The sequence below is a fragment of the Burkholderia pyrrocinia genome (assembly GCF_003330765.1).
GTDB classification, from domain to species: Bacteria; Pseudomonadota; Gammaproteobacteria; order Burkholderiales; family Burkholderiaceae; genus Burkholderia; species Burkholderia pyrrocinia_B.
On sequence record NZ_CP024902.1, the window covers coordinates 3,149,715 to 3,176,435 of the forward strand.

General features: G+C 70.2%; 25 protein-coding genes. 14 read left to right on the forward strand and 11 right to left on the reverse strand.

Translation table 11 applies throughout. From position 1 onward, the window contains the following. Positions 1-59 precede the first annotated feature (59 nt). From CUJ89_RS15265 to CUJ89_RS15280, 3 genes are all read right to left on the reverse strand, one after another. Positions 60-833, reverse strand: a complete 774-nt coding sequence (locus CUJ89_RS15265) for a class II aldolase/adducin family protein (RefSeq protein ID WP_114178048.1) — start codon at positions 831-833, stop codon at positions 60-62. A 465-nt stretch (positions 834-1,298) separates the two neighbouring features. Continuing rightward, positions 1,299-2,930: a phospholipase D family protein gene (locus CUJ89_RS15275; protein WP_114178050.1), complete on the reverse strand. Its 1,632-nt coding sequence runs from the start codon at positions 2,928-2,930 to the stop codon at positions 1,299-1,301. A gap of 246 nt (positions 2,931-3,176) precedes the next feature. After that, complete coding sequence (locus CUJ89_RS15280) at positions 3,177-3,890, reverse strand: FadR/GntR family transcriptional regulator (RefSeq protein WP_114178051.1); 714 nt, start codon at positions 3,888-3,890, stop codon at positions 3,177-3,179. A gap of 128 nt (positions 3,891-4,018) precedes the next feature. On the opposite strand from CUJ89_RS15280, the gene CUJ89_RS15285 reads away from it, so the two are divergent. From CUJ89_RS15285 to CUJ89_RS15300, 4 genes are read left to right on the forward strand one after another with little or no spacing between them, the layout of a single operon-like run. Then, positions 4,019-4,816, forward strand: a complete 798-nt coding sequence (locus CUJ89_RS15285) for a (Fe-S)-binding protein (protein ID WP_114178052.1) — start codon at positions 4,019-4,021, stop codon at positions 4,814-4,816. After that, complete coding sequence (locus tag CUJ89_RS15290) at positions 4,813-5,556, forward strand: LutC/YkgG family protein (protein WP_114178632.1); 744 nt, start codon at positions 4,813-4,815, stop codon at positions 5,554-5,556. The genes CUJ89_RS15285 and CUJ89_RS15290 overlap by 4 nt, the downstream gene beginning before the upstream one ends. Further along, positions 5,553-6,998 carry a LutB/LldF family L-lactate oxidation iron-sulfur protein gene (locus CUJ89_RS15295; protein ID WP_114178053.1) on the forward strand — a complete coding sequence of 482 codons (1,446 nt, stop codon included), beginning with the start codon at positions 5,553-5,555 and terminating at the stop codon, positions 6,996-6,998. The genes CUJ89_RS15290 and CUJ89_RS15295 overlap by 4 nt, the downstream gene beginning before the upstream one ends. Before the next feature lie 52 nt (positions 6,999-7,050). Continuing rightward, positions 7,051-8,757, forward strand: a complete 1,707-nt coding sequence (locus tag CUJ89_RS15300) for a lactate permease LctP family transporter (protein WP_114178054.1) — start codon at positions 7,051-7,053, stop codon at positions 8,755-8,757. A gap of 99 nt (positions 8,758-8,856) precedes the next feature. On the opposite strand, the gene CUJ89_RS15305 is transcribed toward CUJ89_RS15300, so the two are convergent. From CUJ89_RS15305 to CUJ89_RS15325, 5 genes are all read right to left on the reverse strand, one after another. Next, positions 8,857-9,618 (reverse strand): M48 family metalloprotease, encoded by a 762-nt coding sequence (locus CUJ89_RS15305; RefSeq protein ID WP_114178055.1) that lies wholly within the window; start codon positions 9,616-9,618, stop codon positions 8,857-8,859. A gap of 198 nt (positions 9,619-9,816) precedes the next feature. After that, positions 9,817-10,599 (reverse strand): glycosyltransferase family 2 protein, encoded by a 783-nt coding sequence (locus CUJ89_RS15310; RefSeq protein WP_114178056.1) that lies wholly within the window; start codon positions 10,597-10,599, stop codon positions 9,817-9,819. A 125-nt stretch (positions 10,600-10,724) separates the two neighbouring features. After that, positions 10,725-12,023, reverse strand: a complete 1,299-nt coding sequence (locus tag CUJ89_RS15315) for an endoribonuclease L-PSP (protein WP_114178057.1) — start codon at positions 12,021-12,023, stop codon at positions 10,725-10,727. 88 nt (positions 12,024-12,111) lie between these two features. Then, positions 12,112-12,828, reverse strand: a complete 717-nt coding sequence (fabG, locus tag CUJ89_RS15320; protein ID WP_114178058.1) for a 3-oxoacyl-ACP reductase FabG — start codon at positions 12,826-12,828, stop codon at positions 12,112-12,114. A 110-nt stretch (positions 12,829-12,938) separates the two neighbouring features. Continuing rightward, entirely contained in the window at positions 12,939-13,223 is a 285-nt protein-coding gene (locus CUJ89_RS15325) for a phosphopantetheine-binding protein (RefSeq protein WP_415859029.1), read from the reverse strand. 551 nt (positions 13,224-13,774) lie between these two features. Between CUJ89_RS15325 and CUJ89_RS15335 the strand changes: the two genes are divergently transcribed. The 10 genes from CUJ89_RS15335 (at position 13,775) to CUJ89_RS15380 (ending at position 24,115) form a co-directional block, all read left to right on the forward strand. Then, the gene (locus CUJ89_RS15335) at positions 13,775-14,428 is read left to right on the forward strand and encodes a hypothetical protein (protein ID WP_114178060.1); all 654 of its coding nucleotides are present in this window, start codon (positions 13,775-13,777) and stop codon (positions 14,426-14,428) included. 67 nt (positions 14,429-14,495) lie between these two features. Then, positions 14,496-16,235 carry an AMP-binding protein gene (locus CUJ89_RS15340; RefSeq protein ID WP_114178061.1) on the forward strand — a complete coding sequence of 580 codons (1,740 nt, stop codon included), beginning with the start codon at positions 14,496-14,498 and terminating at the stop codon, positions 16,233-16,235. Next, the gene (locus CUJ89_RS15345) at positions 16,232-17,215 is read left to right on the forward strand and encodes an acyl-CoA synthetase (protein WP_114178062.1); all 984 of its coding nucleotides are present in this window, start codon (positions 16,232-16,234) and stop codon (positions 17,213-17,215) included. The genes CUJ89_RS15340 and CUJ89_RS15345 overlap by 4 nt, the downstream gene beginning before the upstream one ends. Further along, a complete protein-coding gene (locus tag CUJ89_RS15350; protein WP_114178063.1) occupies positions 17,212-17,859 on the forward strand; it encodes an outer membrane lipoprotein carrier protein LolA in 648 nt (215 codons plus the stop codon). The genes CUJ89_RS15345 and CUJ89_RS15350 overlap by 4 nt, the downstream gene beginning before the upstream one ends. Continuing rightward, positions 17,859-20,321, forward strand: a complete 2,463-nt coding sequence (locus CUJ89_RS15355) for an MMPL family transporter (RefSeq protein ID WP_114178064.1) — start codon at positions 17,859-17,861, stop codon at positions 20,319-20,321. The genes CUJ89_RS15350 and CUJ89_RS15355 overlap by 1 nt, the downstream gene beginning before the upstream one ends. Further along, on the forward strand, positions 20,318-21,202 hold the full coding sequence (locus tag CUJ89_RS15360) for a polysaccharide deacetylase family protein (RefSeq protein ID WP_114178065.1): 885 nt from the start codon (positions 20,318-20,320) through the stop codon (positions 21,200-21,202). Before CUJ89_RS15355 ends, CUJ89_RS15360 begins: the two co-directional genes overlap by 4 nt. 63 nt (positions 21,203-21,265) lie before the next feature. Then, positions 21,266-22,477, forward strand: a complete 1,212-nt coding sequence (locus CUJ89_RS15365) for a beta-ketoacyl-[acyl-carrier-protein] synthase family protein (RefSeq protein WP_114178066.1) — start codon at positions 21,266-21,268, stop codon at positions 22,475-22,477. Positions 22,478-22,485: 8 nt separating this feature from the next. Then, positions 22,486-23,304: a beta-ketoacyl synthase chain length factor gene (locus tag CUJ89_RS15370; RefSeq protein WP_114178067.1), complete on the forward strand. Its 819-nt coding sequence runs from the start codon at positions 22,486-22,488 to the stop codon at positions 23,302-23,304. A gap of 2 nt (positions 23,305-23,306) precedes the next feature. Further along, the gene (locus tag CUJ89_RS15375; RefSeq protein WP_114178633.1) at positions 23,307-23,798 is read left to right on the forward strand and encodes a hotdog family protein; all 492 of its coding nucleotides are present in this window, start codon (positions 23,307-23,309) and stop codon (positions 23,796-23,798) included. A 26-nt stretch (positions 23,799-23,824) separates the two neighbouring features. Further along, positions 23,825-24,115, forward strand: coding sequence for a hypothetical protein (locus CUJ89_RS15380; protein ID WP_201752249.1), 291 nt, complete (start codon positions 23,825-23,827; stop codon positions 24,113-24,115). A gap of 82 nt (positions 24,116-24,197) precedes the next feature. On the opposite strand, the gene CUJ89_RS15385 is transcribed toward CUJ89_RS15380, so the two are convergent. The 3 genes from CUJ89_RS15385 to CUJ89_RS15395 all read right to left on the reverse strand — a co-directional run bounded on the left by CUJ89_RS15385 (position 24,198) and on the right by CUJ89_RS15395 (position 26,656). Continuing rightward, entirely contained in the window at positions 24,198-24,404 is a 207-nt protein-coding gene (locus CUJ89_RS15385) for a hypothetical protein (protein ID WP_114178069.1), read from the reverse strand. Positions 24,405-24,513: 109 nt separating this feature from the next. Beyond that, positions 24,514-25,257, reverse strand: a complete 744-nt coding sequence (gene phbB, locus CUJ89_RS15390; RefSeq protein ID WP_114178070.1) for an acetoacetyl-CoA reductase — start codon at positions 25,255-25,257, stop codon at positions 24,514-24,516. A gap of 217 nt (positions 25,258-25,474) precedes the next feature. Further along, on the reverse strand, positions 25,475-26,656 hold the full coding sequence (locus CUJ89_RS15395) for an acetyl-CoA C-acetyltransferase (RefSeq protein WP_114178634.1): 1,182 nt from the start codon (positions 26,654-26,656) through the stop codon (positions 25,475-25,477). Positions 26,657-26,721 lie beyond the last annotated feature (65 nt).

A 26,721-nucleotide genomic window follows, 5' to 3' on the forward strand; every position in this document is an offset into this window, starting at 1 on the left:
CACGCGGCCACCCGGCCGCGTTTTTTTTCGTGCGCCGCCGGTGAGCGCAGCGCTTCGCGTCACGCGCGATAGCCGGGATCGATGCGATCGACGATGCGCTGCAGCGCGTCGAACGCGTCCTGCCCCGCGCCGTGCTTCGGATCGAAATTCAGCGAATCGCGCACGCACGCCTCGAGCACGGGCGGCGCGACCGGCAGCGCATCGCCGATCGCGTGCGTGGCGACCTGCACCTCGCACGCGCGATTGAGCAGCCACATCAGCGCGAACGTCTGCGCGAGCGTCGCGCCGATCGTCACGGGTCCGTGGTTGCGCAACAGCAGCACGGGCCGCCCGCCCGCGCTCTCGACGATGCGCCGCCCCTCCTCGAGATGCACGGTGACGCCCTCGAAGTCGTGATACGCGATCTTCCCGTACAACTGCGCCGAATAGAAATTCGAGAACGACAGCCCGTCGCGCGAACAGCACACGGCCATCGCGGGAGTCGTGTGCACGTGCATCACGCAGTGCGCGCCGGGCAGCGCCGCATGGATCGCACTGTGAAACGTGAAGCCGGCCGGATTGATCGGCCAGTCGGAATGACCGATCACGTTGCCGTCGATGTCGATCTTCACGAGGTTCGACGCGCACACCTCGCGGTAATGGAGCCCGAACGGGTTGATCAGGAAATGCCCGTCCTCGCCCGGCACGCGCAGCGAGATATGGTTGTAGATCAGTTCGGTCCAGCCGAGATGATCGAAGATGCGGTAGGCCGCCGCAAGCTGCACGCGCGCCTGCCATTCGGCTTCGGAGAAGCGGGCGGGACGCGTGAACGGCTGGTTCGGTACACGTTGCATTGGGGGAACTCCGGTTGCGGGTGTGCGCGGCGCGCGTGGCGCGGGCCGTCCGGCGGCACCGTCATGCGCGCCACGATAGTTGCACGCACAACCATATCACCTTTCCCCGCGCACCGGTAACGCGGGTTTAGCCGGTGCGATTCCGTCGCCTTAGGGCCTGTTCCCGCTAATAACGGGCTTGCGCTGGCCACCAGAAGGGCCGAGCGCAAGGAATGCGACGAAGCGAATACTTGACGTATTCGCGAGGAGTATGACGCGGCGATCGGCCCTTCTGGTGGCCAGCCCCACGAACGAATTTTCCAAAACAGGGGAACGTGCCGTGCCGGCCACACTGCGGCGTCGATCGTCGCTTGTTTGGCACGGCCAAACGGCGCTCCTCACTCCTTGCATGCGCCCCGCAGGAAGTCCCCTTGGGGGACGGCCGGCAAGGCACGTTCGCAAGCCCGTTATTAGCGGGAACAGGCCCTAAAGCTGGTCGTCGACCGGCAGCAGCATGAAGATGCCGGTCATCAGGTTGCGCAGCAGCCCCGCGTGCGGATCGACGTGATAGGTGGTCGGCCGGCCGTCGTCCGTGCCCGTCCACTCGAGTTCGGGCGCGCCGCCGCTCGACGGCGTCGCGAGGCTCACGCGATAGCTTTCGTCCGGCTGCGTCGCGCGCGCGAAGATCGTCGCGGCCTGCTGCGCGAGCGCCGGGCTGTGGATCACGAGGGCCAGTTCGGTATTCAGGTGCGCGGAACGCGGATCGAGGTTCATCGAGCCGATCACGAGGATCTTCCGATCGATCACGTATGCCTTCGCGTGCAGGCTCGCGCGCGAGCGCGACCCGAACAGGCGCGGGCGCTGCTGCCCGGGCTGCGCCTTGAACTCGTACAGCTCCACGCCGTGCTGCAGCAGCGGCACGCGGTACGGCCCGTAGCCGGCCTGCACGGCGACCGCGTCGGTCGCGGCGAGCGAATTCGTCAGGATCGCGACACGCACGCCGCGCGCGGTCGTGTCGCCGAGGATCTTCACGCCCGCGTCGTGCGGCACGAAGTACGGCGAGAACGCGAGGAATTCCTGCTGCGCGCCGCGCGTCAGCTCGACGAGGCGCTGCATCGGCGGGCTCACGTACGCGTCGGTCGGCTGCGCGACCTTGTCGGGCGCGTCGACCTTGAACTCGGCCGGCGCCCACACGAGCGCGAGCTCGTCGCGCGCGATCTGCTGCGCGAGCGGCGTCGCGTTCAGCGGCTTCGCGTTGTACGGGTCGGCGTTCTTGCGCCAGTGGCCGCGCAGCTCGTCGCGCATCGCGTCGAGCTCCTTCGGATCGAACGTCTGTTGATTCAGCACGCGCAGCGGATAGCTGCTCGCGCTCGACCAGTAGGTGTCGAAGCTCGCCGAGATGTCGTTCGTCACGGGGCCCGCGGCGAGCACGTCGAGATCGCGGAACTGCAGGGTCGGACTCGCGCTGAAGTATTCGTCGCCGAGATTGCGGCCGCCGACGATCGCGATCTGATTGTCCGCGATCATCGCCTTGTTGTGCATCCGGCGCGTGAAGCTGTCGATGCGCGTGAAGAAGTCGGTCGTGCGCTCGACCATGCCCTGCTGCGATGCGCCGAACGGGTTGAACACGCGGATCTCGATGTTCGGGTGCGTGTTCAGCGCAGCCATGATGCGATCGATGTCGCGGAAGTTCAGGTCGTCAACCAGCATCCGCACGCGCACGCCGCGATCGGCTGCGTAGAGCGCCGCGGCAAGCAGCAGCTTGCCCGTCGTGTCCTCGGTCGCGATGTAGTACTGCATGTCGAGTGTTTTCGTCGTGGCGCGCGCGAGCGCAATGCGCATCTGCAGCGCCTCGGCGCCGTCGGCCAGCAGCCGGAAGCCCGACTGGCCCGGATGCGCGGCCTCGGGCACGGCGAGCGCGTCGCGCAGCGGCGTCGCGGTATCGGGCGGCAACGCGTGGGAGATCGGGCGATCGAGCGTGGTGGCAGGCGGATGCGTTGCGCACGCGGCGACGAGCGACAGCAGCGCGCAGACGGCCAGCGCACGGGCCGGGCGGCACGCGGCGCGCCACGACAGCACGGCCGGCGCGCGCCGGAGCCAGATGAAAGACGTGAGCACGGAAGCTTCCTCGACTGGCGGAACAAAGGGTCCGCATTTGCCGCGGCGCGCGGCTGGCGAGCGGTTCCGGCCGATTCTAGTGGGCGCCCGATGAACCGGTCAATCGCGCGAGCAGTGCGGTCGGTGTCACGCGGCGGCGGTGCGTGACGCGGGCCGCCGGCGTACGGCCGCCTGCCGGGCGCCGATGTCCCGCCGCACCTGATTCGCCCACCGGACGGACCACGCACAGAAGCGGTCCGACCAATCTCACGCCATGTCGCCGCTGCGCTCGAAATGGCTGCGCACGTAGTCGATATGCGTCTGCATCGCGGTGCGCGCCTCTTCGGGCCGGTTCGCGCAGATCGCGTCGCAGACGACGCGGTGTTGCAGCAGCAACTGGTCCGCCTGCTCGTCCTGCTCGCTCATGCCGGCGACATTGATCGAGATGTGCTCGCGCAGCATCCCGATCACGCTCGTATGCAGGTGCAGGAACATCGTGTTGCGCGACGCGCGTGCGATCGCCTCGTGCAGCTTCGCATCGGTCGCGGCCTCCACGACCCGGTCGTCGTTCGCGTGCGCGGTTTCGAGTTCGCGCAGCAGCGCGCGGATCCGACGCCGGTCGTTCGCGTCGGCCCGCAGCGCGGCGAAGTACGCGGTCGCGCCTTCGAGCACGCGGCGGAATTCGAGGATGTCGTCGCGCAACGCCGGATGATCGGCCACCAGTTGGCCCCACGGCGACGCGATGCCCGCGCGCAACTGGTCGGTCACGTACACGCCCGCGCCGCGCCGGCTCTGCAGCAACCCGCGCGCGACGAGCCGCTGGGTCGCCTCGCGCACCGTATTGCGCGCGACACCGTACTGCTGCGCGAGCACGCGCTCGGCCGGCAGGCGCGCGCCGGCCGGCCAGGTGCCGTCGAGCAGCGCCGTCTCGATCTTGCGCATCACCACTTCGGTCCGGCCCCGTGCCGTCATCGCTGCCATCGTCGCGTCTCCCTCTGGAATGCCCGTCGCGCCGATTGGCCCAACCAATTTGAGCTGCGGCGCCGTCGCGGGAATTATGCAGCGAAATCGTCGTCCCGCATGCCGGGCCGTCGCCTCTGGAGCGAGACATGAACGAAAGGCAGTACCCCGCCGCCGCCACGCACGTCTATCTGTTCGCGACCTGCCTGGTCGACCTGTTCGTCCCCGAAGCGGGGCTCGACGCGGTCCGCCTGCTGGAACGCGAAGGCCTGACCGTCCACTATCCGCGCGGCCAGAGCTGCTGCGGGCAGCCGGCCTACAGCAGCGGCAATCCCGACGAAGCGCGCCGCGTCGCGGCCGCGCAGCTCGACCTGTTCGCCGAACCGTGGCCCGTGATCGTGCCGTCCGGCTCGTGCGCGGGCATGATCCGGCACCATTGGCCTGCGCTGTTCGCCGACGATCCCGTCCACGGCCCGAAAGCCCGCGCGATCGCGGAGCGAACCTACGAACTCGCCGAATTCCTGGTCCATGTGCTCGACCTGCAACTCGACGCGGCCACGGTAAACGGCCGGCCCGACGAGTGCGTCGTGCTGCACACGTCGTGCGCGGCGCGCCGCGAGATGGGCACGCGCGGGCACGGCGTCGCACTCGTCGACGCGCTGCCGGGCGTGACGCGCATCGAACACGAACGCGAATCCGAATGCTGCGGCTTCGGCGGCACGTTCTCGCTGAAACATCCCGACATCTCCGGCGCGATGGTGCGCGACAAGGTCGCGTCGGCCTGCGCGACCGGCTGCGACCGGCTCGTGTCCGCGGACTGCGGCTGCCTGCTGAACATCGGCCACGCTGCGACCAAGGCCGGCGCGCCGTTGCCGGTCGAGCATCTCGCGAGCTTCCTGTGGCGTCGCACGGCCGGCGCCGCCTCGTTGCGCGGAGACAAGCGATGAGCGCGCGCGCCGCGATTCTCGCGCGCCTGCGCGCAACCGCCCCGGGCGTCGCCGCGACGGCCGCCCCCGCGCTCGACGCGCGCATCGACACGCATTACGACGCGCGACGCGCATCGACCGCGCGCGATCCGCACGCGCTCGCCCAGGCGATGCAGGCCGCGCTCGCCGCATCGCACGCGGACGTCTGGTGCGCGACCGCCGACGCATGGCCCGCGCAGCTTGCCGCGCGCCTCGCCGACGCCGGCGTGCGCCGCCTGCTGCTCGACCCGGCCCGCGCCGAATCCGCGGCCCTCGCCCGCGCGCTGCCCGACGCGGTCGCGCCCGTGCCGTTCGACCGGCCGATCGACGTGTGGAAGGCCGAACTGTTCGACACGATCGACGCAGGCTTCACCGTCGCGCGCTCGGGCATCGCAGCCACCGGCACCGTCGTGCTCGCGCCCGATCCCGGCACGCCGCGCACGGTGTCGCTGGTGCCGCCGCTGCATGTCGCGCTCGTCCACGCGAGCACGCTGCATGCGGACCTGCACGCGGCCGTACACGCGGAGCGCTGGCATGCCGGCATGCCGACAAACCTCGTGCTGGTGTCGGGCCCGTCGAAGACGTCCGACATCCAGCAGACGCTCGCCTATGGCGCACACGGCCCGCGCCGCCTGTGGGTCGTGATCGTCACCGGTCCGGCCGACGCACTGGCCACGTCCAACCCGTCCGCCTCGACCACCCGCCAGGAAATGCCGCGATGACCAACCAGCCGCTGCAATTCGTCGCCCCCGGCGACTTCAAGGCCCGCGCGCGCGCCGCGCTCGACGATCCCGCGCTGCGCCGCAGCTTTCGCGGCGCGATGGACTTCCTGCAGGACAAGCGCGCGACCCAGTTCCCCGACGACACCGAGCTGCAGCAGTTGCGCGATCTCGGCGAAGCCGTGCGGCAGCACGCGCTCGCGCAATTGCCCGCGCTGCTCGAACGGCTGGAGGCGAAGCTCGCCGAAGCCGGCGTGCACGTGCACTGGGCCGAAACAGCCGCCGACGCGAACGCGATCGTGCTCGGCATCGCGCAGGCGAAGAAGGCGCGCCGCGTGATCAAGGGCAAGTCGATGGCAAGCGAGGAAATCGAGTTGAACCATTACCTCGCGGATCACGGGGTCGACTGCATCGAGTCCGACATGGGCGAGTTCATCGTGCAGCTCGCGGGCGAGAAGCCGTCGCATATCGTGATGCCGGCGATCCACAAGACGCGCGGCGACATCGCCGAACTGTTCGAGGCGCACATCCCCGGCACGCGCTACACGGAAGACGTCGACGAACTGATCCAGACCGGCCGGCGCGCGCTGCGCCGCGCGTTCGCCGATGCGGACATCGGCCTGTCCGGCGTGAACTTCGCAGCGGCCGACACCGGCACGCTGTGGCTCGTCGAGAACGAAGGCAACGGCCGCCTGTCGACGACGGTGCCCGACACGCACGTCGCGATCATGGGCATCGAGAAGGTCGTCGAAAAGCTCGAGCACATCGTGCCGCTGTCGAGCCTGCTCACGCGCTCGGCCACCGGGCAGGCAATCACGACCTACTTCAACCTGATCTCGGGCCCGCGTCGCGACGGCGAACGCGACGGCCCGCGCGAGCTGCATCTCGTGCTGCTCGACAACGGCCGCACACAGGCCTACGCGGACGAGCAACTGCGCGCGACGCTGCAGTGCATCCGCTGCGGCGCGTGCATGAACCACTGCCCCGTCTATACGCGCATCGGCGGCCACGCATACGGGACGACCTACCCGGGGCCGATCGGCAAGATCATCTCGCCGCACCTGCTCGGCCTCGACGCGACGGCCGACCTGCCGACCGCGTCGACGCTGTGCGGCGCATGCGGCGAAGTCTGCCCGGTGCGGATTCCGATCCCGCAATTGCTCGTGCGGCTGCGCACCGAGGCGAACCGCAAGCCCGACGCACCCGTCGCGCATCCGCTGCGCGGCCAGGGCGCGAACTACAGCCGCGCGGAAGACCTCGTGTGGCGCTTCTGGTCGGGCGCGTTCGCGCATCCGCGCGCATACCGCGCGTTCCGCTGGACCGCGACGCGCCTGCGCGCGCTGACGCCCGCGAAACAGATGGGCTGGACGCAGCACCGCACGCCGCTCGAACCGGCGCCGCGCAGCCTGTCCGACCTGCTGCGCGCACGCGGCCAGCCCGAATAGCCCCCGCTTTTCTACCCATCCCATTAGACAGATATAGTTGGAGGAGACACCCATGCAGGTTTGGCACCAGATCTACACCCCGCTCGGCAGCCTCGGGTTGTCGGCGTTCGTCGCCGCGATCCCGATCATCTTCTTTTTCATCGCGCTGGCCGCGCTGCGGATGAAGGGCCACGTCGCCGCCGCGGTCACGTTGCTGCTGTCGCTCGGCGTCGCGATCCTCGCGTACGGGATGCCCGTGCCGCAGGCGCTCGCGGCGGCCGGCTTCGGCTTCGCGTACGGCCTGTGGCCGATCGCGTGGATCATCGTCGCGGCGGTGTTCCTGTACAAGATCGTCGTGAAGACCGGCCAGTTCGACGTCATTCGCGCGTCCGTGCTGTCGATCACCGACGACCAGCGCCTGCAGATGCTGCTGATCGGCTTCTCGTTCGGCGCATTCCTCGAAGGCGCGGCCGGCTTCGGCGCGCCCGTCGCGATCACCGCCGCGCTGCTCGTCGGCCTCGGCTTTCGCCCGCTGCACGCGGCCGGGCTGTGCCTGATCGCGAACACCGCGCCGGTCGCGTTCGGCGCGATGGGCATCCCGATCATCGTCGCCGGGCAGGTGACGGGCATCGACCCGTTCCACATCGGCGCGATGGCCGGCCGCCAGCTGCCGCTGCTGTCGCTCGCGGTGCCGTTCTGGCTGGTGTTCATGATGGACGGGCTGCGCGGCGTGCGGCAGACATGGCCGGCCGCGCTCGTCGCGGGCGGCAGCTTCGCGGTCACGCAGTACTTCACGTCGAACCACATCGGGCCCGAGCTGCCGGACATCACGTCGTCGCTCGTCAGCCTCGTCGCGCTCGCCGCGTTCCTGAAGGTCTGGCAGCCGCGCACCGCGCAGCAGCCGGCCGACGGCATCGTCACGTCCGGCGGCGGCGCGGCGCTGGCCGGTTTCGGCGCGGGCGGTAGCGGCAACGGCTTCGGTGCGAGCCGGCAGGCATCGCCGTACACGCTCGCGCAGACCGTTCGCGCGTGGTCGCCGTTCCTGATCCTGACGGCCGTCGTCACCGTGTGGAGCATCGCGCCGTTCAAGGCGCTGTTCGCCGCGCACGGCGCGCTCGCGTCGACCGTGCTGAAGTTCCATGTGGCGGGGCTCGACCAGCTCGTCGTGAAGACCGCACCGATCGCCGCGACGCCGAAGGCGCTCGAAGCCGTGCTGAAGATCGATCTCGTATCGGCGGTGGGCAGCGCGATCCTCGTGACCGCGCTGATCTCGATGGCGTTGTTGCGGATGAAGCCGCACGACGCGCTCGTCACGTTCGGCGAGACGCTGAAGGAACTGACGCGCCCGATCCTGTCGATCGGCCTCGTGCTCGCGTTCGCGTTCGTCGCGAACTACTCGGGGATGTCGTCGACGCTCGCGCTGATGCTGGCCGCGACCGGCGCCGCGTTCCCGTTCTTCTCGCCGTTCCTCGGCTGGCTCGGCGTGTTCCTGACCGGCTCGGACACGTCGTCGAATGCGCTCTTCTGCTCGCTGCAGCAGGCCACCGCCCATCAGCTCGGCGTGCCCGAGACGCTCGTGGTCGCCGCGAACACGACGGGCGGCGTGACCGCGAAGATGATCTCGCCGCAGTCGATCGCGGTCGCCTGCGCGGCGACGGGCCTCGTCGGCAAGGAGTCGGAGCTGTTCCGCTTCACGGTGCGGCACAGCCTGCTGTTCGCGGTGATCGTCGGGTTGATCACGCTCGTGCAGGCGTACGTGCTGCCGGGAATGGTGCCGTAAGCGGCGCGCTGCAAAAACAAAACCCCACGCTCCGACGAGCGTGGGGTTTTTCTTTCTGCATCCGGCGCGCCGGCCCGGGGCCGGCGCCGCGGCCTGCGATCAGCTGCCCTTCGCGATGCGATCCTGGATGTGCTGCGCACGGCTCGCCGACGACGGGTGCGAGCTCATCATCGAGCTCTGGCCGCCATCGAGCTGCGCGAGCTTCTGGAATGCGGTGACGAGGCCCTTCTGGCTCATGCCCTTCTGCTTCATCAGGTCGAACGAGTAGTCGTCCGCCGCGCTTTCCTGCGTCTGCGAGAACTGCGCGTTGATGAACTTCTCGGTGATGTCGCCGAGCTGCGAGCTCGACAGCGCCGCCACGCCCGGCGATGCCGCGCCAGCCGCGCTGCGCGCGGCGCTCACCGCGTACGCCGTCTGCATCGCCTTCTTCGAGTGACCCAGTGCGACGTGGCCCATTTCATGGCCGATCACGCCGCGCAGCTCGTCGTCGTTCATCATGTCCATCAGGCCGCTGTACACGCGCACGCAGCCGTTGCCCATCGCCCACGCGTTGACGTCCTTGGTCACGTACACCTTGTAGTTGACCTTCTGGCCGTTCAGCGTCATGTCGCCGAAGCCCTTCATCACCTTCGTCAGGCGCTTCGAATACGCGCTGTTCGCCGGCGCGATCTTCGATTCGGCGTCGCTGGACTTGCACGAGTCGTTCGACAACGCGGCGATGTCTGTATCCGACAGCGTCGCTGCCTTGAACAGGTTCGTCCCCGCCGACGTCAGGCTGTTCGCGTCGAGACTCTGTACCCCGCCGCATGCGCTCAACAGGAACGCCACGCCACACGCTGCCACCGCTTTCTTGAGTTGCATCCCGGATCCCTCGATAGTTGTATTTGGGAGCGGGGATTTTGCATAATCCGGCAGAAAATTACCAGATGTTTACATCCCATGACACCTTTATTACTCAGAACAATGAAATGAAACGGCGATCCGGAACGGGATTGACGACAAAAACAGAGACAATCGCCGCGACCGGGCGATGAACGGGACGGAAAACGGGCGCACCGCTCAGGCCGTCTGGCCACGGCGTCGCGTCAGCCGCCGCGCGACCAGCACCGGCAGCCGCACGGCGAAGCCGATGAAGAGCCGCAAGTGCATCCAGGCGAGCAGCGCGTTGTCGCGGCCGTAGTGGAAATGCGAGACGCCGCCCTCGTGCCGGCCGAAATAGCGCACCGGCGCGTCGATGCGGATCGGGCGCACGCCGGCCCAGCACAGCCGCACGGCTGCCTCGGGATCGAAGTCGAAGCCCCGCATCCACGGCTGGCGGCGCATGATCGCGGCGAGCGGCGCGACCGGATACACGCGAAAACCGTACAGCGAATCGCCGATCCCGGCCCACAGCGTCTCGAGGTCGGCCCACGCGTTCGACAGCCGGCGCCCCTGCACGCGCAACTGCGGCGCGCTCGCGTCGAACTTCGGCACGCCCAGCACCATCGCATCGGGCGCGGCCTGCGATGCGGCCATGAAGGCGGGAATCAGGTCGGCCGGATGCTGGCCGTCGGAATCCATCGTCAGCACGTGCGTGAAGCCGCTCGCGGCAGCCGCGTCGAGCCCCGCGAGCACCGCGGCGCCCTTGCCGCGGTTCTCCGGCAGCACGATCACGCGCAACCCGGGATCGCGCTCGGCCATCGCCTGCAGCCGTTCGGCGCTGCCGTCGGTGCTGCCGTCGTCGACGACCCACACCGGATTCCACTGCGCGCGGGCATTGCGCACGGTCGTGTCGACCTTGGCGCCCGGGTTGTAGCTCGGGATCAGTACCAGATGGGTGGACGACGCGTGCAGCTTGGACATGGAAACGGCCGATTGCGAAGACAGGGATCCTGACAAAAGTTTATGACTTGCCGACGACTGGCGGCAGGCTTCGTCGACGCTGCCCGCGTGCGGCGCCGATTGCCGGATCGTGAGGCTCTCGCGCTTCATGACAGCCACTCCACCGCATGCCCGCCACTGGCCTCGATCTCGACCAGCAGGTCGTCGCGGCACACGTCCGCATGGACGACGAGCGGCCGCACGCCGGGGCCGGCCGCCTCGCGCAGCACGCGCTCGATCGCGGCAAGCGCCGCGGCATCACCGGCGTCGCGCACGTAGACGCGATAGCTCAGGTCGGCGAGCGAGAACGGGCCATGCCCCTGCCGCGCGGCCTGCCCGAGCACGGCCGCGAGGTTCGCGACCGTCTCGCGCGTTTGCGCGACGACATCGCCGTGATGCACGGTGCGGTGCCCGACGATGCTCGCGGTGCCCGACACGAACAGCACCGGTGCGGCGTCGCCATCCGCCCACGCGGCTGCGCGCGCGAACGTCGGCGCACGCGGGCCGTACTGCGCCGGATAGTGATACGCGCTGACCTGGCGCGGGTTCTCGACCGGATCGGCCGGCGTGCGGCTCGCGAGGAAATGGATCGCGAGCGGCGCGGCCGGCGACGCATCGCCCGCGACCGGCACGACCGAGCCGAGCGCACAAGCGGCCGGCACGCCATCCGTCAGCGCGCGGCGGCACGCATCGAATGCGTGTTGACGGCCGATATTGAACTGACGATAGCGTTCGATCCCGAACTGCACCGCATTAATCGCCGGCACGGTATTCCAGATGCGCAGCGGATGCGGCATGCCGAGCGTATCGAGCACGTCGAACAGCGCGCGGTATGCATCGCGCGTCGCGCGTTCGAGCGGCGTGCCGCCGTCGCGCTGCGCATCATGCGTCTCGTGCACGACGATGCTGCCGAACACGAGGCCCGCCGTTTCGCTATAGCGATAGTGCAGCGCGCCGCGCCGTTCGCTGCGCAGGTCGCGCGCATTGCATTGCCAGATTTCGCAGACGGCATCGCCCGGTGCGGCACCGGCACCGAGCAGCGCCATCTGTACCGGTGCGACCGGCAGGTCGGGCGCGGCATCGGCCAGCATCCGTGCCGCCGCACCGGCCTGCGATGCAACCCGCGATTCGTCCTGCCACCCGGCCGCGCCGATACACACCGCGCCCAACGCGCCAGGAAACGCGTGATCGAATCCTTCGCCACGAATGCGCGCATCGTGCAGCAACGCGACGAGTCGCGCCTGGTTCATCTGGACGAGCCGCAGTGCGCGGTCGCCGCCGTTCGCGAGCGGCGCGCCCGATCGCGATGCGGCCGGCCCGCCTGCCGTCTGTCCGCGCACAACCGGCGCGGTGGCGGACGACAGGGAACACGGGCGCCGTTCGGCGTCGACTGGATGCACGGACACTTCGATTTCCTCACTATGCGGCGCAGGCCGCGCGGCATCGCGGCACTACGCCGCGTTGCGTTACGTTAGGCCGACGCGGCGCGCTGCGTCATGCGAGCCCGCCGTTGACGGACAACACCTGCCCCGTCACATAGGCCGCGGCGTCGGACACCAGATACGCGACCATCGCCGCGACTTCGTCGGGCCGGCCCGCGCGCTGCGCGGGCACGAGCTGCTTGATACGTTCGGCGGGAAACGCCTGTTCGGCCATCGGCGATTCGATAATGCCGGGCGCGACCGCGTTCACGGTGATGCCGCGCGACGCGAGCTCCAGCGACAGCGACTTCGTCGCGCCGATCAGCCCCGCCTTCGCGGCCGCGTAGTTGACCTGCCCGCGATTGCCGGTCACGCCGGCCACCGACGCGATGTTGACGATCCGTCCGCGCCGCGTGCGGATCATCGGCAACAGCAGCGGCTGCGTGACGTTGAAAAAACCGTTGAGCGTCACGTCGATCACGCTGTGCCACTGCCGGCGCGACATGCCGGCCATCGGCGCGTCGTCGTGGATGCCCGCGTTGTTCACGAGGATCTGCACCGGCACGTCGTCGGCGAGCGGCGCCAGCGCGGCGAGCGTCGCGTCGGCGTCGGTCACGTCGAACGCGATCGCGCGCGCGGTGCCGCCGGCCGCGACGATCTGCTGCGCGACTGCCTCCGCCTGCGCGAGATGGCGGTTCGCATGCACCCACACTTCATGGCCGGCCTGCGCGAGCGCCGCGCAGATCGCCTGCCCGAGTGCGCCGCTGCCGCCCGTCACGAGCGCCCGCATCGAATTGCTCCGTTCATCGCGTTCCCCCTTGATCGACGCGGCAGCGAATCGTCTGCCGATCGCCGCCGCGTGCCGTCATCACCTGCGCGCCGCGACCTGGCGCGACGCCGTCACTTCGTGCGATGCGCGGCGACGTAGGCAGCCAGTGCGCCGAGCGTCGCAAAGATTTTCTGGTTATCCGGATTGTCCGAGCGCAGCTCGAAGCCGTATTTCTTCGAGATCAGCAGCGCGATTTCCAGAATGTCGATGGAGTCGAGCCCGAACCCTTCGCCATACAGCGGGGTCTCGGCCGTCACTGTTTCGAGCGGGACGTCTTCGAGATTCAATTCGCCGATGATCAGCGTGGCGAGCTCTTGTTCCAGTGCGTTCATCATGCGTGCGAGCAGGCGGCCCACGGCAGCAGGAGGCGCCCGGAAACGGCAACTGTCGTGCACGCGCGGCGGCGTGCAGATCTCCGTCCCTCCGGCGTCTGCCGGCTTCCCCGCCTGCGTTATTTGGGGATCGTTGGTAAAAGTTACGCGGATTCTAGACGATGGGTATCGGCCCGTATACCGCGAATGGTTACAGACTGGCGAGCCGGCGCCGCGGCCCGTTTCGGCACGCGAATGCACGAGACGCTTGAGCCGCTTTGGATGGAAATGGACCGACCCCGCGAAACCCTTCGTCCGGTGCCATACAATCGGTTACAAAACCCACTCGCGCCCGCCCCGAACACGCGGTGCCGGGGCCCTAAAATGGGCGTGCCCGACCACCGGCCCGGACACGCGTCCCGGCCGCCATTCATATGATGTTTGACGGCCCGACCACCGCGTCCGGCCACGATCCGCCCGATGTCTCCAGTCATGCCGCGCCCGTCCTTCCGCTCCGTTCCGGTTCGCCCGCCCGCCCGCTGCCGCTCGGCGGCCACCGGTGACGGGCGCCCGCGCCGCACGCACGGAGGCCGTCGATGAGCCGGCTGCTGCCGGTCGCGCGCGGCGTCGCTGCGGTCGGCGCCGTGGCGGCCTACCAGGCCGGCGCGCACTACGCGGTCGCGACGCCCGGCGCGCACGGCTTCGGCCTCGCGATGGCGCTCGTGCCGCCGCTGCTGCTCGCGCTCGGCGCGGCGCTGCGCTCGCCGCGGCGCGCAGCGTTCGTGCCGGCGTGGCTGCTGGTCGCCGCCGCGCTGTGGGCCGTGCGCGCGCCGCTCGCCCGGCATTTCGAATGGGGCCTGTATCTGGAACACGCGAGCTTCAACATCGCGATGGCGCTGCTGTTCGGCCGCACGCTCGCGGCAGGCAAGGTGCCGCTGTGCACGCGCTTCGCGACGATGATCCACGGCGCGCTCACGCCGGCCGTCGCGCGCTATACGCGGCAGATCACGCTCGCGTGGGCGCTGTTCTTCGTCGCGATCGCCGCCGTGTCGACGCTGCTGTTCGCGACCGCGCCGATCGTCACGTGGTCGACGTTCGCGAACTACCTGTCGCTGCCGCTCGTCGCCGTGATGTTCGCCGCCGAGCATGCGTGCCGGCGCTTCGCGCTGCCGCACGAGTCGCGGTCGCGGATGGTCGACGCGGTGCGCGCGTATCGCGCGACAACGCACGCGTCGCAGGCCTCACGATGAATTCACGGCCGGCGCGGCGCCGCAACGCGGCCGCGCCGGCCTTCGCCCCTGTCGTTTTTACCGATTTATGCCGACTCACCCGCTGGTATTCCATTCCTCGCCGGACCAGACGATCGCCTGGCGCGACGGCGCGCCCGTCACCGTGCGCGCGTTCGTCGCCGACGTCGCGCGCGTGGCCGCCGCGCTGCCCGCCGGCGCTCACGTGTTCAACGTGTGCCGCGACCGCTACCGCTTCGCGGTCAGCCTGTGCGCGGCACTCGTCGCCGGCAGGATCAGCCTGCTGCCGTCGACGCACACACCGGAAATGGTGCGCCAGCTCGCGTCGTTCGCGCCCGACGCGTTCTGCCTGCACGACGCGCCCGACTGCGCGATCGACCTGCCGCGCTTCGCGTATCCCGATGCCGCACCCGGCGACCGCGCGGACGATGCGCCGTTCGCCGTGCCGCAGATCGATGCCGCGCGGATCATGGCCTACGTGTTCACGTCCGGCTCGACCGGCGCGCCGGTGCCGCACCGCAAGACCTGGGGCTTCCTGGTCGGCTGCGTGCGCGCGGCGGCCGACCGCCTCGGGCTGCTCGACGGCCGCGCGGCCACGCTGATCGGCACGGTGCCCGCGCAGCACATGTACGGCTTCGAGTCGACGGTGCTGCTCGCACTGATCGGCGGCCTCGCGTTCAGCAACCGCCAGCCGTTCTACCCGGTCGACATTCGCGACGAACTCGACGCGATCCCGCAGCCGCGCGTGCTCGTCACGTCGCCGATCCACCTGCGCGCGCTGCTGTCGGCCGGCCATGCGCTGCCGCGCGCGGCGCTCGTGCTGTCGGCCACCGCACCGCTGTCGGAAAAGCTCGCGGGCGAAGCCGAGGCCGCGCTCGACGCACCGCTCGTCGAGATCTACGGCAGCACCGAGACCGGCCAGATCGCGACCCGCCGCACGTCGCAGGGCGCGACGTGGCAGCTGTTCCCGGGCATCCGGCTCGACGCGCGCGACGAACCGGCAAGCGACGATGGCGCGCCGACCGTGTGGGTGACGGGCGGACACGTCGAGGCACCCGTGCCGATGGGCGACGCGCTCGAACTGCTCGGCGACGGCCGGTTCCTGCTGCACGGCCGCAAGGCGGACCTCGTCAACATCGCCGGCAAACGTACGTCGCTCGCGTACCTGAACCATCAGCTCAATGCGATTCCGGATGTGGTCGACGGCGTGTTCTTCATGCCCGACGAAGCCGCGCCGGCGCATGCCGACACGGCGCTCGAACCGGTCACGCGCCTCGTCGCGCTCGTCGTCGCGCCGACGCTCGCGGCCGCCGATCTGCAGCGCGCGCTGCGCGAGCGGATCGATCCCGCGTTCATGCCGCGCCCGCTCGTGTTCGTCGACGCGCTGCCGCGCAACGAAACGGGCAAGCTGCCGCGCGACGTGCTTGCCGCGCTCGTTGCACAACACGCGCGCGCCACGGCAGCGCCGCCCGTGCGCGACACGGCCGGCACGCCCGCGCTCGCGTTCACGATTCCCGCCGACCATCCGGCGCTGCCCGGCCACTTCCCCGGCCATCCGGTCGTGCCGGGCGTCGTGCTGCTCGATCACGCGATCCACGCGATCGGCACGGCGCTGAACCGCCCGCTGCACGCGTGGCGGCTCGGTTCCGCGAAATTCCTGAGCCCGGTCGCGCCCGGCGAACCGCTCGAACTCGCGCTCGACGCCGCGGCCAGCGGCGCGATCCGCTTCACGCTGCGCGCCGGGTCGCGCGATGTCGCGACCGGCGTGCTGTCCGCGCCACCGGCCGCGCAGGATGGCGCGCAGCCATGAAGCGCACCGCGTGGGCCGAACGCCAGGAGCGCAGCAACGCGGGCTTGCTGCGCGTGATGACGTGGATCTCGCTGCACTTCGGCCGGCAGCGCGCACGCGTCGTGCTGCACCTGATCGCGACGTATTTCGTGCTGTTCTCGCCGGTCGCGTGCGCGGCGTCGCGCGACTACCTGCGCCGCGTGCTCGGCCGCCCCGCACGCTGGCGCGACGTGTACCGGCACGTGTTCACGTTCGCGGCGACGATCCACGACCGCATCTACCTGATGAACGGGCGCTTCGACCTGTTCGACATCCGGCTGCACGGTGAAACGCTCGTCGACGATGCGCTCGCCGGCGGACGCGGCGCGTTCCTGATGGGCGCGCACCTCGGCAGCTTCGAGGTCGTGCGCGCGATCGGCCGCACGCACCCGGACCTGCGCGTCGTCGTCACGATGTACGAGAAGAACGCGCGCAAGATCAACGCGACGCTCGCCGCGGTGAATCCCGCCGCGATGCCGGAAGTGATTCCGCTCGGGCAGGTCGACTCGATGCTGAAGGTGCGCGAGCGCCTCGACGCGAACTGCATGATCGGCATGCTCGCCGACCGCACGCTGCTCGACGACGCGGCCGCGTCGCTGCGGCGGCTGCCGCTGCTCGGTACGCCGGCCGCGTTCCCGCTCGGGCCGCTTTACATGGCCGCGATGCTGCGGCGCCCGGTGATCTTCATGACGGGCCTCTATCGCGACGGCAACCGCTACGATGTGCACTTCGAGACGCTCGCCGACTTCTCCGACGTGCGGCGCGACGCGCGCGCGGCGGCCGTCGACGCGGCACTCGCGCGCTACGTCGCGCTACTCGACCAGTACTGCCGCGCGGCACCGTACAACTGGTTCAACTATTTCGATTTCTGGCAAGGCGGCGATGCCGCGGCCTCGGCCGCGCGCCGCGACGCTGCGCACGCCGGTGCCGACCTGCCCGCCACGAGGGATTCCGACGCATGACCACCGTTCGCCGCTGCCTGCCCCTGCCCGCGTTCCCGCTCGCGCTGCGTCGTGCCGTCCGCATGCTCGCCGCCACCGCCGCCGCGATCGCGCTGGCCGTGCCCGCGCAGGCGGCCGACACGGGTTCGGCCTGGAACCTCGACCGGCTGATGTCGACGCTCGCACAGCACAAGTCGGGACGCGCGACGTTCACCGAGACCAAGTACCTGTCGATCGCCACGCAGCCGGTCGAATCGTCCGGCGAACTCGTGTTCGTCGCGCCCGACCATCTCGAGAAGCACACGCTGAGCCCGAAGCCCGAACACCTCGTCGTCGACGGCGACATGCTCACCGTCGAGCGCAACAACCGCAAGTACACGCTCGCACTCGCGCGCTATCCGGAACTCGGCGCGTTCATCGACAGCATCCGCGCGACGCTCGCCGGCAATCGCTTCGCGCTCGAACAGGTCTACAAGGTCGCGCTCGCCGGGCGCGGCGACGACTGGACGCTGACGCTCACGCCGCTCGACTCGCGGATGCTGAAGGTCGTCAGCACGATCACGCTCGACGGCACGCGCGACGTGCTGCGCAGCGTCGCGATCCGGCAGGCCGACGGCGATCATTCGGTGATGCGCCTGCAACCCGTTCCGGCGAACCCGAACTGATGGACGAACGGATCCGGCCCTCGCCCGTCGCCCGCCGCCTGCACGCATTGCGGCAGCGCGCGGTGATCGTGTGGCTGCTCGCGCTCGTCGCGTGCGGCGTCGCGATCGGGCGCGCGCACTTCACGGCCGACCTGTCCGCATTCCTGCCGAGTTCGCCAAGCGCCGGGCAGCGCGTGCTCGTCGACCAGTTGCGCGACGGCATCGTGTCGCGGCTGATCCTCGTCGCGATCGACGGCGGCGATGCGACCACGCGCGCCACGCTGTCGCGGCGCGTCGCCGGCGCGCTGCGCGCCGACCCGCAGTTCGCGGCGGTTCACAACGGCGAAGCCGCGAACGACGCGCGCGACCGGCAATTCATCTTCGATCACCGCTACCTGCTGAGCCCGGCGATCACGCCGCAGCGCTTCAGCGCCGACGGCCTGCACCAGGCGCTCGGCGACAGCCTCGACCTGCTGAGCTCGTCGGCCGGCCTCGTGGCCAAGGCGATGCTGCCGCGCGACCCGACCGGCGAAGTCGCCGCGCTCGTCGACCAGTTCGACAGCGCGGCGCAACCGGCAAGCCGCGACGGCGTGTGGGCGTCGCGCGACGGTACGCGTGCAGTACTCGTCGTGCAGACGACCGCCGCCGGCTCCGATACCGATGCGCAGGCACGCGCGATCGACACGGTGCGGCGCGCGTTCGCCGCCGCGAAGCAGGCCGTGCCAAACGCGACCGCAACCACGCTCGCGATGACCGGCCCCGGCGTGTTCTCGGTCGACATGCGCGACACGATCCGGCATGACGTCGAACGGCTGTCGACGGCGAGCGTCGTGCTGATCGTCGCGCTGCTGCTGACGCTATATCGCTCGCCGCGCACGCTCGCGCTCGGGTTGCTGCCGGTGCTGACGGGTGTCGCTGCGGGAATCGCGGCGGTCAGCGTCGCGTTCGGCACGGTCCACGGGCTGACGCTCGGCTTCGGCACGACGCTGATCGGCGAAGCCGTCGACTATTCGATCTACCTGTTCGTGCAATCGGCGCAGGCCGGCACGCGCGGCGCGGTGCGCCCGGCCGACGCGACGCGCGCATGGCTCGCCGCGTACTGGCCGACGATCCGGCTCGGCGTGCTGACGTCCGTGTGCGGTTTCGCGTCGATGCTGTTCTCCGGATTCCCGGGCCTGGTGCAGCTCGGGCTGTATTCGATCGTCGGGCTGACGGCCGCCGCGCTCGTCACGCGCTTCGTGCTGCCGCACCTGCGCGGCGAACATGTCGCGATCCGCGACGTGTCGCGCGTCGGCGCCGTGCTCGCGCGCGCGGCCGACGCCGCGCCGCGGCTGCGCTGGCCGCTCGCCGTGCTCGTGGTCGCCGCGGGCGCGACGCTCGTGCTGCATCGCGACGGCCTGTGGAGCCGCGAGCTCGCCGCGCTCAGCCCCGTGCCGGCACACGCGCAGGCGCTCGACGCGCGGCTGCGCGCCGATGTCGGCGCGCCCGACGTGCGCTACCTCGTCGTGATTGCCGCGCCGACCGAACAGGCCGCGCTCGAACGCGCGGAAAAGGTCGCCGCGCAGTTGCAACCGCTCGTCGACCGCGGCGCGCTCGCGGGTTTCGAAAGCCCCGTGCGCTACCTGCCGAGCGACGCCGCGCAGCGCGCGCGCCAGGCGAGCCTGCCGGATGCGGACGTACTTGCCGCACGGATGCGCGACGCCGTCGCGAACCAGCCGATCGCGGTGAAGCCCGACCTGTTCGCGCCGTTCATCGCCGACGTCGAGGCCGCGCGCCACGCGCCGCTGCTGGCGCGCGCGGACTTGCGCGGCACGTCGATGGCGCTCGCCGTCGATGCGCTGCTGACCGAACGCGCGGGCCGCTGGAGCGCGATGCTGCCGCTGCGCGCGCCGGACGCCGCGCGCACCGCGCAGCCGGCGCCGGGGCTCGACGCGACACCCGTTCGCGCGGCCGTCGCGCGCGCGGGCGTGCCCGATGCGCTGTTCGTCGACATGAAGGCCGAAGCCGACCGCCTGTACGTGAGCTACGTGCGCGAGGACATCCGGCTGTCGCTCGCGGGTTTTGCCGCGATCGCCGTGCTGCTGCTGATTGCACTGCGCTCGCCGCGCCGCGTCGTGCACGCGCTCGCGCCGCTCGTCGCGGCCGTGCTGGTCGTGGCGGCCGGCTTCGCGCTCGCCGGCGTGCAACTGACGATCCTGCACCTCGTCGGGATGCTGCTGATCGTCGCGGTCGGCTCGAACTATGCGCTGTTCTTCTGCAAGCGCGACGACGCGCAGTCCGTCACGCCGACCACGCTCGTGTCGCTGCTGATCGCGAACCTCGCGACGGTCGCCGGCTTCGGGCTGCTGGCGCTGTCGCGCGTGCCGCTGCTCGAAACCTTCGGGCTGACCGTCGGCCCCGGCGCGATGCTCGCGCTCGCGTTCGCGGCGATTCTCGCGCCGCGCGCCGCGGCGGATGAGCGTCGTCAAGGAAGCCCCGCATGAACGCGCCGTCGTCCAACCCACCGCGCCAGGCCGGCGATGCGCGCCGCTGGAAACCGACGCCGCTGATCGCCGGCACGGCCGCGCTGCACGCGGGCGCGGCTGCCGCTGTCGTCGCGCAGCCGGCCGCGTGGCCGTGGGCGGTCGGCGGCGTGGTCGCCTCGCATCTCGCGCTGACCGCCGCCGGCCTGTGGCCGCGCAGCACGCTGCTCGGCCCGAACTGGACACGCCTGCCGGCCGGCGCCGGCCGCCGGATCGCACTGACGATCGACGACGGCCCGGACCCGGACGTCACCCCACGCGTGCTCGACCTGCTCGCGCGCTACGACGCGCGTGCGACGTTCTTCTGCATCGGCGATCTTGCGCGCCGTCATCCGCAGTGGATCGAAGCGATCGTCGCGCACGGTCACGCGGTCGAGAACCACAGCCAGCGGCACCGGCACACGTTCTCGTTGTCGGGGCCCGCCGCGCTGCGCCGCGAAATCGCGGCTGCGCAGCGGACGCTGACCGAGATCGCCGGCACGCGCCCGCTGTTTTTCCGCGCGCCTGCCGGCCTGCGCAATCCGTTTCTCGAACCGGTGCTATGCGAACTCGGCCTGCAGCTCGCGAGCTGGACACGGCGCGGCTTCGACACGCACACACACGATGCCGCGACCGTCACGCGCCGCCTGCTGCACGGCCTCGAACCGCGTGACATCCTGCTCGTGCACGACGGCCACGCGGCGCGCGACGCGCGCGGCGAACCGGTCGTGCTCGACGTGTTGCGGGCCATGCTGCGCGCGGCCGCCGACGCGCAGTTGCACTGGACCACGTTGCGCGCGGCGCTCGCGCCCGAACCGCCCGGCGGGCCGGGCGGTTCGGCACCCCCGTTTGATAAAATCTGACTGCGAACGGCGCGCCTGCCAGCCCTGCTGCGGCGCCCGTTCCGGCCACCGGATGCGACCCTCGTGAAACCACTCCTGCTCTCGCACTTCACCGCCACCAGCTGCATCGGCCGCGGCCTCGATGCGACCCTCGATGCGCTGCGCCACGCCCGCGGCGGGCTCGTGCCGTGCGACTTCGAGCGCGCGGATCTCGACACGTGGATCGGCGCGGTGGACGGCGTCGATGCGCAACCCGTGCGCGCGGACCTCGCCGACTTCGAATGCCGCAACAACCGCCTCGCGCAGCTCGGCCTCGCGCAGGACGGCTTCGACGCACACGTCGCGGCGGCGGTGGCGCGCTACGGCGCGGCGCGCGTCGGCGTATTCGTCGGCACCAGCACGGCCGGCATCCTCGAGACCGAACGCGCGTACCAGCGCCGCGATCCGGCGAGCGGCGCGCTGCCCGCCGACTTCCGCTATGCGCACACGCACAACCCGTATTCGCCGGCCGCGTTCGTGCGCGCGTATTTCGCGCTGCGCGGGCCGGCAATGGCGATCTCGTCTGCGTGTTCGTCCGGCGCGAAGGTGTTCGGCTCCGCGCGACGCATGATCGAGGCAGGGTTGATCGACGCGGCCGTCGTCAGCGGTGTCGATTCGCTGTGCCTGACGACGCTGTACGGCTTCAATTCGCTCGAACTGCTGTCGCGCCAGCCATGCCGGCCGTTCGATGTCGCGCGCGACGGCATCTCGATCGGCGAGGCCGCCGCGTTCGCGCTCGTCGAACGCGTGCCCGACCCGCCCGCCGCGCTCGACGGCAACGCGATCCTGCTGCTCGGCATCGGCGAATCGAGCGACGCGCATCACATGTCGTCGCCGCATCCGGAAGGGCTCGGCGCGCGCGTCGCGATCGAGCAGGCGCTCGCGTTCGCCGGCCTCGGCGTGAACGATATCGACTACGTGAACCTGCACGGCACCGCGACGCCGAGCAACGACGCGGCCGAAAGCCGCGCGGTCGGTGCGCTGCTCGCCAGCACGCCGTGCAGCTCGACGAAGGGCGCGACCGGTCACACGCTCGGCGCGGCGGGTGCGCTCGAAGCGGTCGTCGCCGCACTCGCGCTGCGCGAGCAATTCGTGCCGGCCGGCGTCAACACGACGCAACCCGACCCGGCCCTCGCCACCGACTACGTGCTCGCGAGCCGCGACGCGCGCGTGCGCGCCGTCCTCTCCAATTCGTTCGGCTTCGGCGGCACGAATTGCAGCCTGATCCTCGGCCGCGCCGACCACGCACGCCACTGAGGCCCGCCATGACGCTCACCGCCTTCATCGAAAGCATCGGCCTCGTCGGGCCGGGATTGAACGACTGGCCGCACGCGGCCGACGTACTTGCCGGCCGCGCACCCTATGCGCCCGCACGCACCGAGCTGCCGCCGCCGGCCGGCCTGCCGTCAGCCGAGCGGCGCCGCACGGGCCCGGTCGTGCGCGTCGCGCTCGCGGTCGGCCACGAAGCAGTGGCTGCAAGCGGACGCGACGCGGCCACGCTCGCGACCGTGTTCAGCGCGTCCGGCGGCGACGGCCAGAACTGCCACGCGATCTGCGAAACCCTTGCCGGCGACGATCGCCAGCTATCGCCGACGCGCTTCCACAACTCCGTGCACAACGCACCGGCCGGTTACTGGGGCATCGCGGCCCGCGCGATGGCGACGTCGAACGTGCTGTGCGCGCACGACGGCAGCTTTGCTGCGGGCCTGCTCGAGAGCCTGTGCCAGGTCGTGGTCGATCGCGTGCCGAGCCTGCTGATCGCGTACGACACCGACTATCCGGAACCGCTGCGCACGGTGCGGCCGATCGGCGACGCATTCGGCGTCGCGCTCGTGCTCGCACCCGAAGCGAGCGCGCGCGCGCTTGCCCGCATCGACGTGCAGCTCACCGACGCGCCCGCCACCACACTCGCGAATGCCGATCTCGACGCACTGCGCTCCGGCAATCCGGCCGCGCGCGTGCTGCCGCTGCTCGACGCGCTCGCCGCGCGGCGTTCGACCCGCGTCGTGCTCGACTACCTGGCCGATACGCGCGTGCAGGTCGACGTCGCGATGGCCGATGTCGCCGCGGAGCATGCTCGATGAAGATGACGCTTGCGCCGCCGCTCGAGCACGCATGGATCGCCGCGCATATTCCGCACGGCGGCGCGATGTGCGTGCTCGATACGGTCGATGCGTGGGATGCCGCACGCATCAGTTGCACCGCGACGAGCCACCGCGACCCGCACAACCCGCTGCGCTCGCACGGCCGGCTCGCGTCGGTCTGCGGCATCGAATACGCGGCGCAGGCGATGGCCGTGCACGGCGCGCTGCTCGGCGCGCACGAAGATTGCCCGCGCGTCGGCTATCTCGCGAGCGTGCGCAATGTCGACGCGTTCGTCGATCGGCTCGACACGTTCGACCTGCCGCTCACCGTCGAAGCGGAACGCGTGAGCGGCGACGGCCGCTCGGTGCTGTACGGCTTCGCGCTGCGCTGCGGCGAGCGCGTGCTGCTGTCCGGCCGCGCCGCGGTGATGCTCGACGCAGCGTCGGCCGGCACGTTTCGCCCGGCGCCTGCCGGCAATACGAATCCTCGTTGAAGAGGCTTACTCAAGGGAACCAGGTCGTGAAAATTCGTCAGTTCATTGGCACCACGCTCGTTCTGGCGCTGATCAGCCCGATCGCGCACGCGGACATGTCGGAAGTGAAGCAGGACATCAAGCGCGATTCGAAGGAAGCCGCGCACAAGACCGGCGAGGCTGCACGCAGCTTCGGCCACGCGACCGCGAGCGCCGCGAAGACGGTCGGGCACGGGGTCGCACACGCGTCGCGCGAAGGCTGGGATGCCACCAAGCGCACGACGAAACGGGTCTTCCACAAGAACGACTCGGGCGGAAAGAGCGAAAAGAGCGATTGAGCACGCGCCTCGCGCGCATCACCGACTGCATGCGCGCGAGGCCTGACCGTTCATCAACCGTGACGCCGCGATATCGCTGCCGTCACCGCGCACCGCGCATGCGGCGTGCCGGCCTCGCCGGCCCGCGCGCGATGCACTTGCCGTACGCGACAAGCCAGCAATCGCGATGATCGAAGTTCCGCAGCCGCCGCGCGCGGCGCCGCTCGAGCCAGTAGAGCGCGATCGCCATCGCCAGCGCGACGGCCAGTGCCGAGCCGCCGATCGCGAGTCCCATCCAGGTGTCACCCATGCCTTCTCCGGAATGCGAGGCCGAAGCGGCGCGCCTGCCGCCGCTCCGGCACTGGATACAGCGGAACGCGGCCCGACACGCGCGCGAACGCCGTCCGGGCCGCCACGCGTCAGTGCATGTGCTGGCCGCCGTTGATCGCGATGTTGGAGCCCGTCACGAAGCCGGCCTCCTCCGAGCACAGGTAAGCGACCAGCGCCGCGACTTCCTCGGGCTTGCCGAGCCTGCCCGCCGGAATCTGCGGGAGGATCTTCGTGTCGAGGATGTCCTGCGGGATCGCCGTCACCATCTTCGTCGCGAGGTAGCCCGGCGACACCGTGTTCACCGTCACGCCCTTGCGCGCGATCTCGAGCGCGAGCGATTTCGTGAAGCCGTGCATGCCGGCCTTCGCGGCCGCGTAGTTGGTCTGGCCGACCGACCCCTTCGAGCCGTTCACCGACGAGATGTTGACGATCCGGCCCCAGCCGCGCTCGACCATGCTTTCGCAAACGGGCTTCGTCATGTTGAACACGGAATCGAGGTTCGTGCGGATCACGGCATCCCAGTTGACCTTGTCGAGCTTGCGCAACGTCATGTCGCGCGTGATGCCCGCGTTGTTCACGAGAATGTCGACCGGGCCGACGTCCCGCACGATCTTCTCGATGCATTGCTGGCACGAATCGTGATCGGCCACGTCCACCGGGTACGCATGGAACTCGCGGCCGGCCGCGTGCATCTCGGTCAGCCAGCGGTCCGCGCCGGTGTTGTTCGGCGAATACGTGACGACAACCCGGTGGCCCGCGTCGTTCAACCTGATGCTGACCGCTTCGCCGAGGCCGCCCATTCCACCTGTCACAACTGCAATTCGCTTAGTCATCCTATAAATTACCGACAAAAAAGTAATCGATGAATGCGGGGCGACGGCATGGCACATGCTGCCGCCCCACCGCTTCGATGCGCAACCGCCCGCGTCGCGGGCACGGCACGCACCGGAACATCGCGCTTGTTGTTGACTGCTTGTCGTGCGCGAAAACCGCTTCGCCCGCATGCGCCGCTGGCCGGCGCCGCATGCGAGCCGTGTCGTCAACCCGGGCTCAGACGCGCTCGACCGCGAGCGCGACGCCCATCCCGCCGCCGATGCACAGCGACGCCAGACCGCGCTTCGCATCGCGCTTGGCCATCTCGTGCAGCAGCGTCACCAGGATCCGGCAGCCCGACGCGCCGATCGGGTGACCGATCGCAATCGCGCCGCCATTCACGTTCACCTTCGACGTGTCCCAGCCCATCTGCTTGTGCACCGCCAGCGCCTGCGCCGCGAACGCCTCGTTGATCTCCATCAGGTCCAGGTCGCCCGGCGTCCAGCCCGCGCGCTCCAGACACCGGCGCGACGCCGGCACCGGGCCCATCCCCATCACGCTCGGATCCACGCCCGCATTCGCGTACGCCTTGATCCGCGCCAGCGGCGTCAGGCCCAGCGCCGCTGCCTTCTTCGCCGACATCACCAGCACCGCCGCCGCGCCGTCGTTCAGCCCCGACGCGTTCGCCGCCGTCACCGTGCCGTCCTTCGAGAACGCCGGCTTCAGCCCCGCCAGCGCTTCCGCCGTCACGCCGTGACGCACGAACTCGTCGGTCGCGAACTGCAGCGGCTCGCCCTTGCGTTGCGGGATCGACACCGGCACGATCTCGTCGTTGAAGCGCCCGGCCTTCTGCGCCGCTTCCGCCTTGTTCTGCGACAGCGCCGCGAACGCGTCCTGCTCGTCGCGCGTGATCCCGTATTCCTTCGCGACGTTCTCCGCCGTGATGCCCATGTGGTACTGGTTGTACACGTCCCACAGGCCGTCGACGATCATCGTGTCGACCAGCTTCGCGTCACCCATCCGGAACCCGTCGCGCGAGCCCGGCAGCACGTGCGGCGACGCGCTCATGTTTTCCTGGCCGCCCGCGATCACGATGTCCGCGTCGCCCGCGACGATCGCATTCGCCGCCAGCATCACGGCCTTCAGGCCCGAGCCGCACACCTTGTTGATCGTCATCCCCGGCACTGCCGCCGGCAACCCGGCCTTGATCAGCGATTGCCGCGCCGGGTTCTGCCCCGAGCCGGCCGTCAGCACCTGGCCCAGGATCACTTCGCTGACCTGATCGGGCTTCACGCCCGCACGTTCCAGCACCGCGCGGATCACCGTCGCGCCCAGCTCGGGCGCCGCAATCTTCGCAAGCGAGCCGCCGAATTTGCCGACCGCGGTCCGCGCGGCCGATACGATCACTACATCCGTCATGTTCAGTTCCTGCATCGAAATCAGTTCGTCGTTCTGACGCCGGCACGAGCCGGCTGCAACTGGCG

Bases quoted from the DNA above. Each gene is read 5' to 3' on its own strand.
- CUJ89_RS15300 (WP_114178054.1), top strand. From the start codon at position 7,051: ATGCAGGTTTGGCACCAGATCTACACCCCGCTCGGCAGCCTCGGGTTG.
- CUJ89_RS15335 (WP_114178060.1), top strand. From the start codon at position 13,775: ATGAGCCGGCTGCTGCCGGTCGCGCGCGGCGTCGCTGCGGTCGGCGCC.
- CUJ89_RS15280 (WP_114178051.1), bottom strand. From the start codon at position 3,890: ATGGCAGCGATGACGGCACGGGGCCGGACCGAAGTGGTGATGCGCAAG.
- CUJ89_RS15350 (WP_114178063.1), top strand. From the start codon at position 17,212: ATGACCACCGTTCGCCGCTGCCTGCCCCTGCCCGCGTTCCCGCTCGCG.
- CUJ89_RS15385 (WP_114178069.1), bottom strand. From the start codon at position 24,404: ATGGGTGACACCTGGATGGGACTCGCGATCGGCGGCTCGGCACTGGCC.
- CUJ89_RS15310 (WP_114178056.1), bottom strand. From the start codon at position 10,599: ATGTCCAAGCTGCACGCGTCGTCCACCCATCTGGTACTGATCCCGAGC.
- CUJ89_RS15395 (WP_114178634.1), bottom strand. From the start codon at position 26,656: ATGACGGATGTAGTGATCGTATCGGCCGCGCGGACCGCGGTCGGCAAA.
- CUJ89_RS15290 (WP_114178632.1), top strand. From the start codon at position 4,813: ATGAGCGCGCGCGCCGCGATTCTCGCGCGCCTGCGCGCAACCGCCCCG.
- CUJ89_RS15375 (WP_114178633.1), top strand. From the start codon at position 23,307: ATGACGCTTGCGCCGCCGCTCGAGCACGCATGGATCGCCGCGCATATT.
- CUJ89_RS15295 (WP_114178053.1), top strand. From the start codon at position 5,553: ATGACCAACCAGCCGCTGCAATTCGTCGCCCCCGGCGACTTCAAGGCC.
- CUJ89_RS15340 (WP_114178061.1), top strand. From the start codon at position 14,496: ATGCCGACTCACCCGCTGGTATTCCATTCCTCGCCGGACCAGACGATC.
- CUJ89_RS15360 (WP_114178065.1), top strand. From the start codon at position 20,318: ATGAACGCGCCGTCGTCCAACCCACCGCGCCAGGCCGGCGATGCGCGC.
- CUJ89_RS15265 (WP_114178048.1), bottom strand. From the start codon at position 833: ATGCAACGTGTACCGAACCAGCCGTTCACGCGTCCCGCCCGCTTCTCC.
- CUJ89_RS15355 (WP_114178064.1), top strand. From the start codon at position 17,859: ATGGACGAACGGATCCGGCCCTCGCCCGTCGCCCGCCGCCTGCACGCA.
- fabG (WP_114178058.1), bottom strand. From the start codon at position 12,828: ATGCGGGCGCTCGTGACGGGCGGCAGCGGCGCACTCGGGCAGGCGATC.
- CUJ89_RS15285 (WP_114178052.1), top strand. From the start codon at position 4,019: ATGAACGAAAGGCAGTACCCCGCCGCCGCCACGCACGTCTATCTGTTC.
- CUJ89_RS15370 (WP_114178067.1), top strand. From the start codon at position 22,486: ATGACGCTCACCGCCTTCATCGAAAGCATCGGCCTCGTCGGGCCGGGA.
- CUJ89_RS15345 (WP_114178062.1), top strand. From the start codon at position 16,232: ATGAAGCGCACCGCGTGGGCCGAACGCCAGGAGCGCAGCAACGCGGGC.
- CUJ89_RS15305 (WP_114178055.1), bottom strand. From the start codon at position 9,618: ATGCAACTCAAGAAAGCGGTGGCAGCGTGTGGCGTGGCGTTCCTGTTG.
- phbB (WP_114178070.1), bottom strand. From the start codon at position 25,257: ATGACTAAGCGAATTGCAGTTGTGACAGGTGGAATGGGCGGCCTCGGC.